Source organism: Photobacterium sp. BZF1, from assembly GCF_014349205.1.
In the GTDB taxonomy this organism is placed as follows: domain Bacteria; phylum Pseudomonadota; class Gammaproteobacteria; order Enterobacterales; family Vibrionaceae; genus Photobacterium.
In genome coordinates, this window is record NZ_JACSOF010000062.1 from 16,734 (window position 1) to 35,657 (window position 18,924).

The following is an 18,924-nucleotide window of genomic DNA, read 5'->3' on the forward strand; positions in this document are numbered from 1 at the left end:
TTGATACGCTGGCTACTGCCAGTCAGGTTTATTGTTCTTCGCCTTTTAGGAACTGAGCGTCCAAATGGCAGAATGCGATAAGCACTTGAGTGGCAGCTGAATAGAAACCGAACTGGTCACGCTGTTTCGCTTCAGCGGCAAATGCAGGCAGCCAGTTAAGTAGCATCGTATTAATAAAGTCTAACTGAGCTTGCATGAGTGGCTCAGCCTGTTCTTGTGAGCCTTGCTGGTTGGCCATGATGATCAGGTTACCCATGAAGTCGAGTTCGACTGCGAGGTGGTCGGCAGGCTCGTTGAATTCTTTACGCTGTGCAATGCCGTACTCTTCCATCAGCTTGTTCATGTCTTGTGCTGGCTTGTCATTCATCAGGCCGCTTTCACCGACATACATAGAGGCATAAGGTAGGGCACCGGATTTAGGTGTGCTCAGGAACAAACCACAGAAATCAGCGGCAAGCTCTAGCTGGGCGTCTTCACGGCTTTCCAGACGGGTTAGGGCATCACGGAATGCTTCAACCGGCTGCTTGAGCTCAGAGGTCATTGCCAAGCCTGACAAGAAAGTGACCATATCGCCACCACGGTACTGTTCGATGTCCTGCTCGGTCAGCTCACGAGCGAAAAGGGATGACATCCACCAATAAATTTCTGCGCGCTGTTCGTTGAAAGCAATAAACTCTTTCATGATCACTCCAAATCAAGGCATACGGTGCTGTGCTCACCGTATTAAAAACATATTCAGGTAGAATATTGATGTATTTAATCTACTTATTATACGTGAATAGGTTCTTTAAACACACTGTTATAGAAGTAAAAATCAGTCAGGGGCTAAGCCCCTGACTGGGTATTAGTTGATATTAACTTAGTCTAGATCCATTGCTGGGAATAGAGGGTTAATGTCCGTTACGGCGGTTGGACCATGGAAACCTGTCACCGCTGGTACAGTACCTGTGTATTTCTCAATCTCTACCTGCGCGGCGGCGGCTGATGTCGCCTGAGCAAGTTTCGAAGAACCAATATCCTGAGTCAGTACGTTCGGATCACCGTAAGTACAAATTGTACCTGGCTTACCACCTTCCAGCGGGCTGTACCATGCACCTTCATGGATACGGCAAACGCCACTCATGTAGTCTTCAGAGACAACGGCGCCTGCCAATACTTCACCACGGTCGTTGAATACGCGGACAAGATCACCAGATTTGATGCCGCGTGCTTTGGCATCTTCGACACTCATATATACCGGCTCACGGTCAGCAACCGCATAAGTTGCACGGTGCTCGGTAGAAGAACATAGCTGCGAGTGCAGGCGATGTTTCGGGTGAGTACTTTGCATATTCAGTGGGAATTTATCCGAACGAGGACCACCGTGGCTACGTTCTGTCTTCTCGAACCACATTGGGTGGCCCTGACAGTCGTCGTAACCCATATCAGCAATGGTCTTACAGTAGATCTCGATAAGGCCCGTCGCTGTTCCAAGTGGCTCTAGGTCAGGTTCATTACGGAACGATTCGTGACGAACCCACTCGGTGCCAGCTGGGAACTCGATGAAACCTTCTTCTTCCCAGAACTTCTTGAAGTTGGACATACGTACACCGATACCACGGCCTTGCAGGCGAGCACCGTTGTAGAACTGTTCAATCCATTCCATCTGTGATTTACCTTCGGTAAAGGCTTCTTCACGGTCATAGCGGCGGCATAGCTCACGGAAGATATCGAAATCATCTTTCGCTTCGTACATTGGCTCAACCACTTTCGGTAGGGCAATGATACCGGCATTAGAGTGGTTACCGTACTGCTCGATGTCATTACGCTCGTGCGTAGTGGTAGCAGGAAGAACGATATCGGCAAAACGACATGTTGCAGTCCACTGGTGGTCGACAGAGACAACCGTTTCCAGCTTACGCCAGGTCTTGATCATCTTGTTGCGATCCTGATGGTGGTGGAACGGGTTGTTACCACAGAAGATCGCCATCTTCATTTCTGGGAACTTCACTGGGTGGCCGTTCCAGTCGATAGTTTTGCCAGGGTTTTCAATACAGTCGACAAAACGCGCAACAGGAATAAAGTTTGAGTAACCCTTGTATGAGCCGTTATGGATCGGGTCAACGCCAGTCACGCCACTGAAACCAGACATAAGCGGACCTGCAGAGGTTACGGAACCTGCATCGTTATAGTGCCAGCCGAAGCCGAAGCCACCGCCCGGTAGGCCAATTTGACCAAGCATTGCGGCAACAACAACCAGCATCCACGCGTACTGCTCACCGTGCTGCATGCGCTGTAGACACCAGCCACCGATAATCTGGGTGCGGCCAGAAGCCATTTGACGAGCAAGTTCACGGATAGTATCCGCGTCGATGCCACAGATTTTCGCTGCCCACTCCGGTGTTTTTGGTGTGTTGTCATTTTCACCGAGCAGGTAAGGCAAGAACTTGTCGAAACCTGTGGTGTAGTCAGCCATGAACTCTTTGTTGTAAAGGTTCTCGGTGTAAAGCGTATGGGCGATAGCCAGCATCAATGGAACGTCGGTTTGTGGGTTTACCTTAACCTGCTCACCACCAACAAATTTCTGGGTATCTGAAACAACTGGATCAACATAGATAACCTTGATTTCGTTGTTTTTCACTTTCTCGGCAAGCTGATCGAAGTAAGCGTACGGGCTGTGGTCTGGAACCAACCAACCAACCTGCAGGTTTTTAATCGGATCAGAACCCCAGATCACGATGGTGTCTGAGTGCTCGAGGACTAGCGGCCAAGAGGTCTGCTGCTCGTAAACTTCCATTGCGCCGGCAACATAAGGCAGTACGACTTGCGCTGCACCCGTTGAGTAGTCGCCCATTTTAGCAAGGAAAGTACCGTGCAGACCGATAGCACGCATCATCATGGTACCTGCAGAGTGCAGTTTACCTACTGACTGCCAACCGGTATGGCCAGCGTAAAGTGCGCTCGGGCCATAGTTGTTTTGGATACGTTCCATCTCATGGTAGAAAAAGTCCAAAGCCTGTGACCAAGGCACACGAACGAAGCGGTTGTCGCCACGTTGGGTAGTGTCAGACTTGTAACCGTGCTTCAACCAGTCAAGACGTACCATCGGGTACTTAACACGTGCAGGGTTGTAAACCACTTCACGGACACCGTCGATCATCGTGGTAGGGTGCTTGTCTTTTTCGAACGGTACGGTATCAACCCATACTCCGTTCTCAACCTTGGCGCGGAATGCACCCCAGTGGGAGCCAGATAGCACCTCACCAGAGAAGTTTGCTTTGGTCTCGGTGGCAGCCATAGCGTTACGCGGCGCAAGCAGGCTAGTACCAACCACTGATGCAGCACTTGCTGCAACCATGCCTGATAGGAAACGACGGCGAGAGATGCCTTTGTTTAGAATTTGAGTTGCCATTGAGCAATTCCTTAAATTTAAATTCTTTTGCTTGGGAGGGGAAGTGGGGCTTCCCCTCTGCTAATTAGGAATTAATGTGCGCCAGCGCCGCCGGTGTCACTACCGTGGTTCTGAAGGTACTTCAGAAGGGTGCGCTCTTCAGTTTTGCTTAGACGGTAGTACGCGCTCATGCCGTTCAGGCTTGAGATCCAACCGTTTGCAGTAAAATGGCCAGGTGCCGGTGCTGCGTGACATGCAGTACAGGTTGAACCGTACATGCCCTCTGCGTAGTTCCAGATAGGTTGGATGTCATCAATCATGTCATCTTTGGTGATCCAGCCTTCAACAGAAACGTGCTGCCATACAATGTTGGTCGATGCGTCTGTTTGCTCTTCGATAAGCTGCTCTGACTCTTTCACTTCGCCACGGATTGTTGCTTTGAATACACGTTTACCCATGTATTCAGTCAGAACTCGGCCACGACCTTCTTTCTCTAGCCAGCCGTCAATCTTAACTTTCATCATGTCACCGTCGCGCTCTAGGACAGTCACTTCTGAAGCAGGTAGTAGGCTGCCTGATACTGTGCTGTTTGCGTCAGCAACGGCAAAGATATTTTTCTCGCTAAGTGAATATAGAGTCTCAGCCACCGCACCTTGAGAGCTAGCTGTTGCCTGAAGCTCTTCGAAGTCTTTCTGGAAGCCGCCTGCCATGTTTGGCAGTTCGTGGGCAATACCTTTGTGACACTCGATACAGTTCATGTCTTCTGCGGCAGCTTTGTTCATTTCGAAAGCGGCTTGTGCAGACTGCTTGCTGTGATCCATTGCATCGTAAGAGTGACAGCTCTTACAGGTTTTGGAGTTCTGGCTCTTCATGCGATCCCAAACGGCCGTCGCCAGTTCTAGACGATGCTCTTCCAGTTTCTCCGGGGTATCGATCTTCTTGGTGATGAAGTGGTTGTATACGTCTTTCCATGCGCCAAGTTTACGCTGAACCTTGCCTGGCAAATCTTTTGGCTGGTGACAGTCAACACACTCGGCACGAACACCAGAGGCATTTTTGAAGTGGATGCTTTGTTTGTACTCTTCGTAGTTCTGTTCCATTGTGTGGCAAGAAGTACAGAATTCTGTTGTAGATGCGAATTCAAAACTCTTATGAACGGTCACAACACCCGCCAAAGTGATACCAATACCAACCAAGACCAGCGCAAGAATCGAATACTTGCTGCTAGGCTTAGTCAACATTTGCCAAAGTTTTTTCATAGTGGAAGATTCCAATTTAGAATGAATGTCTGCCGTAAACTACGGTGACGTATAAATTTTTATGAGGTAATCTTAATTCCACGATGTGAATAAGGTTAATGGCGGCAGTGAACAGGATTTGCGGGATTATGACAAATTGTGAATAGCTGCCTCCTGTGCTAACGTTTTATAGAACAGTAAATAAGACATAAAGAGAAAGAAATGAGTCATCACGTACTTGTAGTAGAGGATGAAATTGTTACCCGTACCAAATTGGTTGGGTACTTTGAGAACGAGGGATATAAAGTCAGTCAGGCCGAAAGTGGCGCCCAAATGCGCGAAGTCATGGCCAGTGAAAAGATCGATCTGGTCATGCTCGATATTAACCTTCCTGGCGAAGATGGCCTGATGCTGACGCGTGAACTGAGAAGCCGTTCAGAAGTGGGTATCATCCTGGTTACAGGGCGTACAGACAGCATTGATCGTATTGTCGGCTTGGAGATGGGTGCCGATGACTACGTGACAAAACCTTTTGAATTGCGTGAGCTTTTAGTAAGGGTCAAAAACCTGCTGTGGCGTATCTCTCTTGTCGAAAAAGCACGTGATGAAACCATTGTTGAGATGCAGGAAGACAGCATTATCCGCTTTGGGGATTGGCAATTTGATATTAATAAGCGGGCGCTGACTCATAACGGTGTGCCGGTTAAATTGACCAAAGCTGAGTATGAATTGCTGGTAGCATTCTCTTCCCACCCGAATGTTGTGCTTAGCCGCGAGCGCATCCTCAATATGCTCAGCCACCGGGTAGAAGCGCCGAACGACCGTACAATAGATGTACTTATCCGACGCATGCGTTCAAAGATGGAAGTTGACCCGAAAAACCCGCAGATTTTTGTTACGGTTCATGGTGAAGGTTACATGTTTGCAGGTGACTGATAACCTGGCATTGATGTACTGATGCGCTGAAATAATTTGTAATAAATAGGCCGATATCCATAGGATACCGGCCTTTTTTGATCGCTTTTACCGGCACTTTTGTTGATTTGGATCAATTTTTGTTACGCGTTATGAATAGTTAGAAGAGTCTCAATAATAAGACATTCACCTGTTATTTTATATTTAATGGCTAAAAGTTAATATTTGGTTGCGCGTTTTGGGTTTGTTTGTATGTGAATCAAAGCTCTAGATTGGTCGTTGGTACTAGATGAAATGACTGTTTGGTTAGTATTTAAGCTTTGTAGTGGTGTTTGTTCAAGCAGTTAAGTGCTTGGTATAAATTATTTTGTGGCGGCTGGTGGCTTTTGAGGCAGGCTGTGAAGAAATATGAAATCGGCTATTAAGGCATTTACTGCTAGAAGGGGTCATTGAAGTAAAAAAGCCTGACTTTCGCCAGGCTTTCCAATCATACATTTTTCGTTGCGAGTGCATTCAGAGTGCGACTTGCTGATTGAGAATACTCTCGGTGAGCATGTTGATTTTAGGGAAGCTGATCAAGCTCTGCTTGGCTATGTCTTTTTGCTCATCCAGTACATCTTTGAGGATCTGCTCTGTGGTTAGAGGGTTGGCAAGTACTACCCGGAAAACGGTAGTTAGCCTGCGGTCCCATGCCTCTGGCGTAATACGGGTACGAGATACAAACGATTTACCAGACTCACGCTGGCGCTTCTGGATGAATTTGGTCATATCATCAAGGGCAGCCAACAACTCTTCACGTTGAGCCGGATCGGCAAGGCGTAGGGCTTCTTGCGTACGAGCAGGCGCATAGCGATAGGTCAGCAAGCACAGTTCAGGCTCTGAAATCAGCTCAAAATCTGGATTTTGATCAATCAAAGAGGCAAAGTACTTGGCCTTTTCGATACTGGTGTTGATCAGCATTTCATAGCCTGGGCGGCTAATGATATTAAGGCTGGCATATAACAGCATCGCCATACCGCTTCGTGAGCCTTCCAGAGTATGGCTACCAAGGTCTTTGGAGCCTTTACGCAGAATATACTCAGCATGGTGCTCGATAGCCGTCATCAGGGCTGGGTTTTTGAAGATGACCATACCGGCACCCATTGGCACATATAGCTGCTTATGGGCATCAATGGTGACAGAGTCAGCACGCTCGATCCCTTTTAGCAGTGGGCGATAAGTGTTGGACATCAGCGTCGCACCACCCCAAGCCGCATCGACATGGAAATGGCAGTCATATTCCTGAGCCAAATCAGCCAACTCCTCAAGAGGGTCAATATTACCGGTTTCCGTTGTGCCGGCTACGCCAACAATGGCAAAGGCTTTGATATTGTTTTGCTTGAGCTCTTCAAGCTTGCTGCGCATTTCATCAACCCGAACACGGTTCTGGCTGTCGGTTTTGACAGGGATCAGGCAATCCCTACCAAGCCCCAAGACATCTGCGGCTTTCTTAAGCGAGTAATGACCTCGTTCGGAAACCAGCACAACCAAATCTTCATAGCCATAATGCTTCATGGCTTTGAACAGGCCTTCCTGCGCGACACCTCTAAAGTCACCATCCGGCTTGAGGGCGCTATTTCGCGCCACCCAAAGGGCGGTGATGTTTGCAATCGTACCGCCAGAGCAAAATGCCCCAAGGGAGTGGTTGGCACTGTGCATCCACTGTTGGTAGAAGGCATCTTCCTCGCTGTAAATCAGGTTATGCAGCATGCCTAATACTTGGCGTTCCAACGGTGTAAACGCTTTGGAAGTCTCGATCTTAACTAGGTTCTGGTTCAAACCTATCATGATCTTGGACAGCGGCATCAAGAAGTAGGGTAGGGCTGATGTCATATGACCGATAAACGTCGGTGCAGAGGTATGCACGGACTGTGCGACCAGCTTGTCCAAAAGGAAATGGGTATGATCAGAAACAAAGCTCGGAGCCTCGGGAATATCGGCGGACAAGAAGTCCTTCTCGATTTCTGCCAAAGGCTTTTCGCGGGCAGCAATATGCGTTTGTAAGAACGCATTGAGGTTCTCTGAAATCTCTTTTTCGATTCGCCCTAGGGTCGACTCGGGTGCTTCCGGCACTGTAAAAATGCGATGCAGCGACTCTTGGGTTGCATCGGCTTTTTTGTTATCCACTACTGCCATAACGATTAATAACTTGTAACTTTTTCGGCAAATTGCAGCTAATTTAATGCAATTTGCCGCCGCTGTCGAAAAAAATTAGAAACGGTAGTTCATACCCACTGTGAATAGGAAGCTTTCTTCATCATAAAAACTGATGTTAGAGTTACTTTGGTTATAGCCTACAAGCGAGACTAAATTCCAGTTTTCCCAGCCCATTGGCTCGTTGTATTGCGATGCTAGGAACACGCCCCAGCGGTCATCTTGTTGGGTACGGGTGAAAACAGGGTTTTGTTCATCGAAGTCAGCATAGGTATAGCTGAAGGTTAGGGCAAAGCTAGCTTTGTTGATTGCCTGAACGATACCAATCTCTGCGCCGTAAGCGTCGCTGGCCATTGCATCACCCTCTGCGCTATTACGGGTATAGTTAAGCGCAGTACGTAAAAATTGCGTGCGGCTTAATGGTTGGAAGTGGGTTAGTTCGGCAAAGTATATGTCTGACTGGCGGTCGAGTAATTTTTGCTCCTCAGGGGAGTAGTCAGCCTGTCCACTTTTCTCATCATCGATATCTTGATTACCACCGGATAGCTCAAGAGAAAAGTTGCTTCCCAAGATCTGGTTGTATTGGAAACGTAGCCCTTTTATTTTGCTGTCTGTTTTTGCACGGGGTTGGTCAAGCAAATACGGGTCTTGCCAGGTTTCACTTGAAATAAGGCCGGGAACGTAACTGAAGACCAGCGTACTGTTATCTTCTAACTTGCGCTTGTAGCCCAGTTCAAGGTGGAAGCGGCCAAACGCTAGATCGGAACGGCTGGTACCGAAATAGATTTGGTTATTCAAATCTTGGGTGGTGTAACTGATGGTGCCCAGAGGGGCAACCAGAAAATTGCTCTCACTCTCTGCTTTGCCAAAGTCAGATATGGTACTGCTCCCATCCGTGTTAAAGGGAGAGGTGCTTTGGGTGTAGCCTGCTAACACAGAGATATCAGCATTGAAACCGGCAGACCAAGGCTGTGGCTGGTTGGCTAGTGCTTGTGTGGATAAACAAGCCGCTGGGAGAAGAATGCATAATGCGTTAGCGTACCGTTTTGTCATCTTGGGTCCTTCCTAATCAAAGGGATTCATGGCGAAAAAGGGTGGATTGACTGTAGCAAAAAACCGTTAATCTTCTATGAATCAATTGAGGTATGCAATTGAAAAAAATAAGAAAGTAGCCCAATTTATATAAAATTTATATTGAGCCACTATTAGTGTGATTACTTACATTCCATTTCAGCAATCGCAGCCATTTTTTCGTTATAGGCATTGAGTGGTTTTTCAATGTTGCCCGGATGGGTTAACAGTTCAGCAAAAGCACTTCGTAATGCGTAGTTTTGCGGGTGTGGTTTACTTTGGCGGTCATCAAAAGCCAATTTTGCCGCTTTGCCTAATTCTGAGTCTTGCTCTGATAGGGCTTTGACATCCTGCTGAGTGAGATTTAGCCAAGACTCAACAGGTAGGGATAGGGCGAGCTTTTCTTTGTCGTTGGCCAGGTACCAATCGAAGGCATCGCGACTGAGTTCGAAATGGTGTTTACGTCCTTCTAGAAACCAATCGCCCACTTCTTTGAGATTAGGCTCTTTCTCTACAGCCAGTTCGACGAGGTTTTCATACCAGTTGAGCGAAGCGTCAATGTATTGGTGGTATTTATCACTTTCGCAACTGGATGAAGAAGCCAAAGTGACAGAGGGGATGAGTGCCGCTGAGAGTACTAATGCTGCTAACTTCATTTCAAATCCTTGATTCTTTATTTTCGTTGGGCTCAACAGATAAATCTGATCTGATAGCTTGCTCTATTTTTAAGCTGTTGTTTTTCATTTGCCATCATATGACATCCGATTGTAGCTATCTGATTGCCATAAGGAAAAGAATTCTTTATGGGAATGCATCATTGTTAACATATTTACTGCTTCCTCGGAACAAAAAAAGGAGGCGAAATGCCTCCTTTTTGATTACTTAGTCTTTACCTATTGCTTCTTCATTGCCACAGAGATGCAGTACGCTGCGCCACCCCATGTAATGCCCAAGCCGAAAAGCATCATAATAATCGCACCAGTGGTCATAGTTTTGCCTCCTGCTGAAGCTGTGGTTTTGACGAAACATTGATGATAACGGCAACAACAAACATTGCTGCAACCAGACCCCAACCTAGCATCAGTAGATCAGAGGCTTCATAACCGCCGTAGCCATCATTGAAGGTGTTCACAAGGTTAGTACCTAGGATAACCGCTAGCATTGCCGGGCTCAGGAAGCGGATACAGATTTCAAACCATTTTCCGATGCTGAATTCCGAGATGCTGTTTACATAGCTACGGATGTCAGACACTTTAAGCAGCCATGCAATAACCACTAGCTCAACCAAGCAGCTGGCCAGCAGTGCAACGTTGTTAATGAAGTAGTCAACCAAATCCAGCAACAGTAGGCCGCCATTGGTGGCAAAGGCCATGGATACAATGAAGCCGATGCCGCATACCAAAGAGGCTGCAAGTTTACGGGTGATCTTCAGCTTATCGATGATGGCAGAGGTTACCGCTTCGATAATTGAAATGTGCGAGCTAAGGCCTGCAACAACCAGCGCCAAGAAGAATAGTGGGCCAAGAATAAACGGAGCCGGTAGCAGGTTGATAGCGGCCGGGATAGTGACGAATGCCAAGCCCACACCTGCCGAAACAACTTCTGTGATCGGTTTGGCCTGCTCTTGAGCCATGTATCCCAACACGCCGAAAATCAATACACCTGCGGTGATAGAGAAGCCACAGTTGATTAGTACCGTCATGAAAGCGTTGTTGTTGATATCAGACTTCTCAGGCAGGTAGCTTGAGTAAGCAATCATGATGGCGAAACCCACACTCAAGGTGAAGAAGATCTGACCATAAGCTGCTGACCATACCTTGGCATCCATAATCTTGCTGAAATCTGGCTGGAATAGGTAGTTCAGGCCATCCAGAGCACCCGGTAGGAAGATTACGCGTCCAATCAGTGCAACCACCATGATAAATAATAAAGGCATCATGATTTTACTGGCGCGTTCAATACCGCCTTTGACGCCAGTAAAGACTGCGGCAAAGGTAATCGCCCATGCAATAGCCATCGGAATGGCAATATGGCTTTGCAGGCTGCCTAGCTGACTCGGTGTATTGTCGCCCAGTTTGAGGTATTCACCGAAGAAGAAACCATTGGTGTCGCTCCCCCAACTTTGGGTGAATGAGTAACTTAGGTAGGAAATTGCCCAGCCGATAATCGCAACATAGTAAACAGCGATAATGGCTGCGATAAATACCTGGAACCAACCTAGCCATTCGAACTTCATACCCAGTTTGGAGAAAGCCCTTGGCGCGGCACCGCGTAGTTTATGGCCAAGGCTGAACTCCATGATCATAAACGGGATACCGGCGGTGAGCATGGCAAAAAGGTAAGGGATAAAAAAGGCGCCACCACCATTTTCGTAAGCCATATACGGGAAACGCCAGATGTTTCCTAGGCCAATTGCAGAGCCAACTGCGGCAAGGATAAACCCTGCGCGAGAGCCCCATTGTTCTCGTTTCATATACATCTCCTTATGTACTGCAAATCACTATAGAAATAGGATTGGTCAGAGAATTATTCCAATTAATATCAATACTTAGCGTGTGAATTGAAAGGTAAGACCACGCTGATGGGACGAGATTAACTAGAGTAATTATGTAAAGCAATAGAGAGTAAGGTTGTAAACTAACAATTGGCCAGTTGTTAATTGTTGGTTTTGCTTTGTATTCCAGACAAGAAAACTGTGATCTTCTGCTAATAGGTGAAAAAAACTGCCGAGATGGAAAATGCTTGGAGGGAAATATTATTTTACAAACTTAACGGTAATCTCTGAATAATGGCTGAAAATCAGTTTTTCCACACATCAGCGCTGGAGGCTAATGTGTGGAGGCTGATGTCGGGATGCCGAACTGATGCCGAGATACTTAGAATGAGAAGGTAAAGCCAAGATTGGTTTGGAATTGGGTTAGCCATTCGGAGTCGACTCTGATACTACAAGTTTGGTTACCTTCAGGCAGGTTACAGATAGTTGTGGTATCACCATCCATTAGGTTGGCCAACCAACGCCCTTCAAGCAGTACTGAGAAATTTGGTGTAAATTTGTACTCAACACCACCTAAAAAGCCCCCAGAGAACACCATATCTTTGTCGCTCCAGTCAGCATCAATAATGGTCGTACCAATGCTTGCACCTAGGTAGGTATCAAAGTGAGTAAACGTATCGAAACGTAGTGAGCTTTGAAAATGTACGTACGTGAGTGAGCCGGAGTTTGAGAAAGTCTCGTAGTCAGTGGGCTGGTGGCTGACAAACAGGCCGACACGGCCTTGGTCTAAATCGGTTTCAATACTGATGGCATAATGCGGGTCACTTTCTGGCTCTATTTCGATGCCGTTATCATCAGTAATGCCATTTGAAAAAGTATATCCAACATAAGGCGTGACATAGATAGTGTTGGCCGTAGCTGAGTGCGATGCCGTTATTAATCCCGCGGCAATGATAAACAAATGTCCAGTTTTCATATCATTATCCATAGCGCAAATATAATGTTTAGTGTGACAGCTTTCTTAAATTATTGCTTTTTCATTAGCCAGAATCTTGAACTCTCCCTAAAATAGAGTTAACAGTTTGTTAAGTGCCCAAATGGAGTAGGGAATTATTATGGAATCTGAATTTAAGTACGCTGTGTTAACAGCAATCATCACCATGACTGTCATTATGGGCTTTGGTCTCGTTTCAGTTACTGCGTAAGTTATTAATATAGCAAAATTTTGTCGTTGATATTAAGTTTTATCAAACTAAGGAAGGTATACTGGCTGGGATGGATTTTTGTAGTTTGTGAGTCAGGGGTATGACAAACCATTTACCGTTTAGCCTTAAGGCATTCGATTTACCTTTAATTAACAACTTTTCGCGCCAGTTACTGAATGCGAAACAGAAAAAAATAGCGCTTGTTGTACAGGGAGGCGGGCAGCGCGGTATTTTTACAGCTGGCGTTTTTGATGCTTTTTTGGAAAGTGGCTTTGATCCCTTTGAGCTCTACATCGGCACTTCTGCCGGCGCACTCAACCTGTCCTCCTTTATTAGCCGCCAGCCTCGTTTTGGATATGAATTCATTGTTAACTACACCACTGACAATGAGTTTTTCAACCTCTATAAGTATTTGAGCCAACAGAAATCAATGAACCTTGACTGGGCTCTGGAAGAGGTCCGGTCACATGGAGCCATTCCGCTTGATGTCTTGAAGGCTCGTGATGTGCTAAAGCACCGCACGGCGTTAGCTTGTGCGACGCGAAAAGATACCCTGCAGGATATTTACATGCCGATGTATCAAGACAACTGGTGCGAAGTACTTCGTGCATCGTGTGCGATACCCGTAATTTATAATTTACCGGTGAATATTGATGACTTGGAATGGGTTGATGGTGGCGTTAGTGCCGCAGTTCCCGTCAAGGAGGCGTGGCAGCGAGGGGCTGATTTGGTGATAGTCGTCAGAACCGAGCCAGTATTGCTGCCGGGTAGTGAAGGTCGCCGCTTCGATGATTGGCGCAGCAAAGTAGAAACGGCACTGCCTGAGTATATTGAGCGCCTGAGCCTTAATCAGTCTCTAGATAAAGTGAAATCTCTCCACGGTGAACTGACGACGAAGTTTGAGAGCTGGAAATCAAACTGGCGAGATAAAGATCCGTTAGCATCGCCAGAGCAACTAGAATCCGATCGTGAGCAGACAATCGAGAGCAAAGGGAAAGGGTGGAGTTTACTTTCGGCTGATAATATCGAGCGGTTCTTGGCGCTTACCGGTAATAGCAAGCGTCTAGAGGTGATCGATATGCTGAACCGCTACTACTCCACATACCAAGGTGCTCATGAGTTTATGTTGTCACCGCCGGAAGGCCTGCAGATTATCCAGATCGCGCCGGAAAAAAGCCTCAAGAGCAGGGCATTGTTGAGCAGCAAGGATGATTTGGAAATAGATTATCGTGAAGGAAAACTCATTGGCCGTGAGTTTGTCTCGCATTTTGCCGACATTCTTAATGAAACTTCAGCAGTAAAACGCAGCAAATAATAGGTTTGTAAGAGAGCTTGTAATAAAAAAGGAACGCTGATGCGTTCCTTTTTTCATTGGCAGAAGTACTGGCGATTAAGCAAGTACTTGCTGTAGCCATGGCCAACCTTGCTTCTTACGGCTAAGGGTGTTTTCCATCATTAGCATGCCGTCTTTAGCGTGTGCATCTAGCACTTCGTTCCACTCACCTTTGTATAGAAGGCGGGTAGTGCTGGTGGTGATGTCAGTAAGCATCAGAGCAGCCATTGCTAGGCCTTCTTCGTCACAACGACGCTGAAGATCTGCTTCAAGATCTGCGATCATATCTTCAACTTGCTCTAGAGTAGCAAGCTCGATCTGACCAACAACAACATTACGCTCTTTGAACGGGTAAGCTTTTAGGTCTTTCTCTACAAGCTCAGCTGCAGATAGGCCTTGGATGTCAGTTTTTGCAATCAGAAGATCTTTGATGAACTGGTCAAGATCTTCAACGCCAGCAAGCGGAGCTAGCTCAGCAACAGCATCTTTGTCTTTTTGAGTACAAGTTGGAGAAGCGAAGCCAACAGTATCGCTCAGGATTGCAGACATCATTAGCGTAGCCAATTCGCGAGTGATCTCTACGTTTTCCATTTTGAATAGGTTGAACATGATGGTACAAGTACAACCAACAGGCCAAATCCATGCTTCAAGTGGGTTAACTGTCATCACGTCACCTAGGCGGTGGTGGTCAACAATACCTACGATTTCAGCTTCAGCGATGTCGTCTGGTGCTTGCGCCAAGTCAGTGTAGTCAACAAGCCAAACTTTCTCACCAGCAACGCCAGTGCACATTTCAGGCTGATCTACGCCTGCAGTTGCTAGGATGTGCTGAGTTTCGCGGTTAATTTCACCTTGACGAACAGCTTTAGCTTCAACGCCACGAGCTTTAAGAAGAGCAGCACCAACAAGTGCTGAACAGATGCTATCGCTATCAGGGTTTTTGTGACCAACTACTTGAATCATGTCGTTTCCTTTACTGCGTCAATCACTGCTAGTAAGCAGCAAGACTAATTAATTTATCCTGGACCTGCTCAGTGGCAGGCGCTTTAGGAATGTAACCGCGCAATTTTAGAGTTTCTGTCAGAAATAACAATTGAAGTTGCGCAAAAAATGTTTGGTTGATTAATATCGCAGCTAATTTAGCGCTTCGATATCATCAGATCTTGTTGTAAATGCTGCTTAAATTCATTGAACGGCATTGGTTTGGCGTAATGATAGCCTTGCATCAAGTAGATCTCCCTTTGATGCAAATAATCCACCTGAGCTTTGGTTTCCACACCTTCGGCAATGATTTTTAAGCCTGCGTGCTTAGCAAATAGGATAATGGAGTCAAGAATATTAGACTTTATGTCATTGGTGCCTATGGTATCGACGAACATTTTGTCGATCTTTAGCGTATCAATTGGCAGGTTCTGCAGGTAACTAAATCCGCCATAGCCCGTTCCGGCATCATCGAGCTTTATGGAGATACCGAAGTCAGTCAGGTGCTGGATGATGCGTCTGGCTTTAGCCAGATCGCTAAACGGGATCCGCTCTGTCACTTCGAATGCTAGTCTGTGAGCAGGTACATTTCTTTGCTTGAGTAAATTGATTGTGGTAGTGAGAAATTCATCGTCTTCCAACTGCTGCGGGGTGACGTTAATACTGATATAAAATTGACTGTCAGCAATGAGCTCACCTTCAAACTGATCGATGACATGCTCAATGATGTAGTTGGTAAGCAGCTTTATTTGACCATTGTGTTCAGCAATTGGGATAAACTGATTAGGAGAAATTAGCTCACCGTCAGAGCGTTGCCAGCGGATCAACACTTCACAACACGTTATGGCTCCGGTTGTGCTATCAACGATGGGTTGGTAGTAGGGGATAAATTCTTTTTTCATCAGGCCATAGCTGATCATCTCTTTTAGGGTTCGCTCCGGGGTGCGGTACAGCCCGATCATCAGGCAGGCCGATAACAGCATAAAGAAGAGCAACAGTTGGGTGATGAACAGGTCACTTTCGGTAACGTAAGTAATGCCACTTTCCGTCGCATAAACGTTGAATGCGTAGTTTGGCCCGAAATATTTGCTCGCTATATGGGTATATTGCTTTGTATCGAGTCTTGGGAATACATCGATTTCTTCACCGTCACGGCCTAGTGTCATAGCCGTGCAGCCAAAGCAAACTTCACTTTGGGTAAAGACGTTCTGTACCGGTTCTGTGATCAGGGTTAATTTTGCATCAGGAAGCCTATATTGAACCTTCAGGCGATGGTTGTGATAAGGGCTGACACTGTAGTTGAACAAGTCGTTTTCGTGGTGGATACTGGCAGAGCTGTTATCGAACTCTTTAATTAATCGAACATTCTTACCATAAACGGAACAATCCCCTGTAGGGGTTTGCAGCTCTAGCAACTGGATACCTGATGATTGCTCAATGGTATCACGCAGCAAAGCAATATCATGTTGGTTACATGTGTATCGGAGTTCCTTTGCCAGTTCAACTAATTCTTGACCGAGGTTGAGGTATCTCTCTTGATAGAAGAGGTGGATATTCTCAAGCCGTTTCTCAACTTCATGTTTGAACAATATAAGGCTGATAGGTTGTGACGAATAAACAATAGCTATCGCACCCAGAAAAAAAACCAGGATAGGATATCGCCAGCGCAGCCAAAGAGTCTTGTCCATCTAAATCAGTATCGAGTCGGTCAAAAAGGTCGCTATTGAAACATAACTCAATTAGATATTACAGCGTGAATGTATTGAGTGAGTGAAAAAAGTTGCACCTAAATGCTTATATGCTTTCTAAGCCATCATTTACCGATTGAGAGCATAGATATAGCTTTATAAGTAGGCATCAAAGGTGTATACATAATACCTCTTAATGGAGGCGTATTATGTTCTTTCGAATTGTCCCTATTGTGATGAGTTTCTGGTTGCTTGCCGCACACTTCTTACGCTTTGGTGCCATGCTGCCTTGTATTTTTTTACTCGTTTATCCTTTATTGCTGGTTATACGCCATCGATGGATACCCTATGTTATGTCATTAAGCTTGGGCCTTGTCGGACTTAAATGGCTGCAGGTAACATACGATATGGTTAATGTGCGCTTGATGATGGGGGACGACTGGTTACGGATGTCTATCATTATGGCCGGTGTGGTGTGCTTCACCTTGATGTCGATTAGCCTTTTCCAAAGCCGAAAACTAAAAGCTTTCTATGGCTTTACTCGAGCTAATCCTTAAGAAATTTATGGTTTTACCTTATTTTGCGTTATGTTATAACATAACTTGCAGGGTGAGGCCAATATTGCTCTGATAACCAGCAACCTGTGCCTTTGCGCTGTTTTAGTGCGATAATTTTAGATATCATTGTGGGCTATCAACCCGAGTAAAAGAGTAATGCCTTAGCGATAGCTTTACTATCGAGTATTCCACCGCTGGGTGTTGTGTAAAGAATAGTCAGTCAAACAGTAAGCCTCTAGCCTTAACCGTTAGGCTCATATCGAGTTGATTGCTGCTACTGGTTTGGCTGTAGAAGTACTTAGGAACAACATGGTTAAAGTAAGGGCCCGCGTGCCTTTTAAAGTCGGTCAAAGAAGCGATATTCCTGCTGAACTGCTTTCATTTAACGGGTTAGAGTCTGGCAAAGAACATGTCGCTGTCATTTTCCAAAATGCCGATCAGCGTTCTATACCGCCACTTGTGCGTATGCATTCTGAATGTCTAACAGGTGATGTTTTCCATTCTTCTCGTTGTGATTGTGGTGAACAGCTAGATGAGACCATCGAAAAGATGGGTGAGCAGGGCGGGGTACTGCTGTATTTGCGCCAAGAAGGTCGCGGGATCGGCCTTTATAACAAGATTGATGCTTATGAGCTACAAAGCCAGGGCATGAATACCTATGAAGCGAATAACCACCTTGGATTTGGTGATGACCTGCGTGACTTCTCTGAAGCGGCTTATATGCTAACGGCATTAGGCTTGAAAGAAATTCGCCTGATCACCAATAATCCGAAAAAGATTCGAGAGCTTGAAGCTCTAGGTATTGTGATCACTGAAGTCGTGGGTACCAAGGCGCACCTTAAAGATGGTAATGAAAATTACCTAAAAACCAAAGCGGCCCACGGTAAGCACCGTTTCCACTTTGATTAACCTAAAAATCAATGATTTCTAAACCCTGCTAATGCAGGGTTTTTTTTGCTTAAAATTTGGCATTTTATTCACTCGAGAAGGGGTGATAGCCTTGCTAGTTAAAAATGGATAGAAAACCAGCAGGTAAAATACTTCGATTTTTCATTACTTTTTCTAATGCGATTGATAATAAACAATCGTGCAGCAAGCATTGCTAACTGCTTGCCTTGATTAGAGTTCAGCTATAAGATTCCGATCATCAAATTAGGGGTTGAATCTAATTTATCTTAACTCCTTGAGTATATATCCCGCGCTAACTCCAAAAACAGCATTAAATTTTGTTTGTTAATGAAATTCATCAAAGATGGCGCAGTTTCCCAAAATATTATTCTGTCATGAGGATATTGGCTGTGAAACAGCAATCAACTTCTTCAAGCATGGCAAGGTTGTTATTTCTAATAATCATTCTTGCAGCTGTGGGTCAGATGACCCAAACAATGTATGTGCCTTCTATTCCGGCGATGTCGGATTTTTTCTCGGTTAAATCGGCATATTTACAGGCGGTGATGGCGGCATATTTGATTCCATATGGTTTGTCGCAGTTTATCTATGGTCCTTTGTCAGACAGGGTAGGCCGTAGGCCAGTGATCATTATTGGTATGATCATTTTCTTAGTGGGCTCATTGGCAGCGCTGTTTGCACCAAGCTTTGAGTGGTTCCTCGTTGCTACTTTCGTCCAAGGGATGGGTACGGGCTGTAGCGGGGCGATGTGTCGTACAGTGACCCGTGATTGCTTTGACGGCGATCAGCTTCATCGCGCTAACAGTTTGGTGAGCATGGGGGTGATTTTCTCACCCTTGATCGCGCCTGTGCTGGGTGGTTATCTTTCTTCAACGTTTGAATGGCAGGCAAGCTACTGGTTTCTATTGATCTTCGGGACGCTAGTCACCATTGCGATGATGTTTAAGTTTGATGAAACACTGCCTAAAGA

The 18,924-nt window shown here is 45.9% G+C and carries 17 protein-coding genes; 6 read left to right on the forward strand and 11 right to left on the reverse strand.

Going from position 1 to position 18,924, the window contains the following annotated elements; genetic code table 11:
- Positions 1-28: 28 nt before the first annotated feature.
- From torD to torC, 3 genes are all read right to left on the reverse strand, one after another.
- Positions 29-682 carry a molecular chaperone TorD gene (gene torD / locus BIZ37_RS15150; protein ID WP_187462185.1) on the reverse strand — a complete coding sequence of 218 codons (654 nt, stop codon included), beginning with the start codon at positions 680-682 and terminating at the stop codon, positions 29-31.
- Positions 683-859: 177 nt separating this feature from the next.
- Positions 860-3,391, reverse strand: a complete 2,532-nt coding sequence (gene torA, locus BIZ37_RS15155) for a trimethylamine-N-oxide reductase TorA (RefSeq protein ID WP_187462186.1) — start codon at positions 3,389-3,391, stop codon at positions 860-862.
- A gap of 71 nt (positions 3,392-3,462) precedes the next feature.
- Complete coding sequence (gene torC, locus BIZ37_RS15160; RefSeq protein ID WP_107298399.1) at positions 3,463-4,629, reverse strand: pentaheme c-type cytochrome TorC; 1,167 nt, start codon at positions 4,627-4,629, stop codon at positions 3,463-3,465.
- Positions 4,630-4,830: 201 nt separating this feature from the next.
- Between torC and torR the strand changes: the two genes are divergently transcribed.
- Positions 4,831-5,544 carry a two-component system response regulator TorR gene (gene torR, locus BIZ37_RS15165; protein ID WP_107298398.1) on the forward strand — a complete coding sequence of 238 codons (714 nt, stop codon included), beginning with the start codon at positions 4,831-4,833 and terminating at the stop codon, positions 5,542-5,544.
- Between the two features lie 492 nt (positions 5,545-6,036).
- On the opposite strand, the gene panP is transcribed toward torR, so the two are convergent.
- The 6 genes from panP to BIZ37_RS15195 form a co-directional block, all read right to left on the reverse strand.
- The gene (gene panP / locus BIZ37_RS15170) at positions 6,037-7,698 is read right to left on the reverse strand and encodes a pyridoxal-dependent aspartate 1-decarboxylase PanP (RefSeq protein WP_187462187.1); all 1,662 of its coding nucleotides are present in this window, start codon (positions 7,696-7,698) and stop codon (positions 6,037-6,039) included.
- Positions 7,699-7,773: 75 nt separating this feature from the next.
- Positions 7,774-8,769 carry a DUF2860 domain-containing protein gene (locus tag BIZ37_RS15175; RefSeq protein WP_187462188.1) on the reverse strand — a complete coding sequence of 332 codons (996 nt, stop codon included), beginning with the start codon at positions 8,767-8,769 and terminating at the stop codon, positions 7,774-7,776.
- Positions 8,770-8,930: 161 nt separating this feature from the next.
- Positions 8,931-9,443 carry a hypothetical protein gene (locus BIZ37_RS15180; RefSeq protein ID WP_187462189.1) on the reverse strand — a complete coding sequence of 171 codons (513 nt, stop codon included), beginning with the start codon at positions 9,441-9,443 and terminating at the stop codon, positions 8,931-8,933.
- A 237-nt stretch (positions 9,444-9,680) separates the two neighbouring features.
- The gene (locus tag BIZ37_RS15185) at positions 9,681-9,776 is read right to left on the reverse strand and encodes a MetS family NSS transporter small subunit (protein ID WP_107298394.1); all 96 of its coding nucleotides are present in this window, start codon (positions 9,774-9,776) and stop codon (positions 9,681-9,683) included.
- Positions 9,773-11,260, reverse strand: a complete 1,488-nt coding sequence (locus BIZ37_RS15190) for a sodium-dependent transporter (RefSeq protein ID WP_107298393.1) — start codon at positions 11,258-11,260, stop codon at positions 9,773-9,775. Before BIZ37_RS15190 ends, BIZ37_RS15185 begins: the two co-directional genes overlap by 4 nt.
- 403 nt (positions 11,261-11,663) lie before the next feature.
- Positions 11,664-12,257 (reverse strand): hypothetical protein, encoded by a 594-nt coding sequence (locus BIZ37_RS15195; protein WP_222939692.1) that lies wholly within the window; start codon positions 12,255-12,257, stop codon positions 11,664-11,666.
- 139 nt (positions 12,258-12,396) lie between these two features.
- On the opposite strand from BIZ37_RS15195, the gene BIZ37_RS30660 reads away from it, so the two are divergent.
- Both BIZ37_RS30660 and BIZ37_RS15205 read left to right on the forward strand, forming a co-directional pair.
- Entirely contained in the window at positions 12,397-12,486 is a 90-nt protein-coding gene (locus tag BIZ37_RS30660; protein WP_107298392.1) for a YnhF family membrane protein, read from the forward strand.
- Positions 12,487-12,586: 100 nt separating this feature from the next.
- On the forward strand, positions 12,587-13,801 hold the full coding sequence (locus BIZ37_RS15205) for a patatin family protein (RefSeq protein ID WP_187462190.1): 1,215 nt from the start codon (positions 12,587-12,589) through the stop codon (positions 13,799-13,801).
- 75 nt (positions 13,802-13,876) lie between these two features.
- Here BIZ37_RS15205 and BIZ37_RS15210 read toward each other — a convergent pair whose 3' ends face one another.
- Both BIZ37_RS15210 and BIZ37_RS15215 read right to left on the reverse strand, forming a co-directional pair.
- Positions 13,877-14,782 carry a manganese-dependent inorganic pyrophosphatase gene (locus BIZ37_RS15210; RefSeq protein WP_107298390.1) on the reverse strand — a complete coding sequence of 302 codons (906 nt, stop codon included), beginning with the start codon at positions 14,780-14,782 and terminating at the stop codon, positions 13,877-13,879.
- A gap of 176 nt (positions 14,783-14,958) precedes the next feature.
- A complete protein-coding gene (locus tag BIZ37_RS15215) occupies positions 14,959-16,488 on the reverse strand; it encodes an EAL domain-containing protein (RefSeq protein WP_187462191.1) in 1,530 nt (509 codons plus the stop codon).
- A gap of 353 nt (positions 16,489-16,841) precedes the next feature.
- Here BIZ37_RS15215 and BIZ37_RS30465 point away from each other — a divergent pair, with 353 nt between their 5' ends.
- From BIZ37_RS30465 to BIZ37_RS15230, 3 genes are all read left to right on the forward strand, one after another.
- On the forward strand, positions 16,842-17,045 hold the full coding sequence (locus tag BIZ37_RS30465) for a hypothetical protein (protein WP_255526771.1): 204 nt from the start codon (positions 16,842-16,844) through the stop codon (positions 17,043-17,045).
- Between the two features lie 309 nt (positions 17,046-17,354).
- Entirely contained in the window at positions 17,355-17,954 is a 600-nt protein-coding gene (gene ribA, locus BIZ37_RS15225; protein ID WP_187462193.1) for a GTP cyclohydrolase II, read from the forward strand.
- A 416-nt stretch (positions 17,955-18,370) separates the two neighbouring features.
- A partial coding sequence (locus BIZ37_RS15230) for an MFS transporter (RefSeq protein ID WP_187462194.1) occupies positions 18,371-18,924 on the forward strand: 554 nt, incomplete at its 3' end.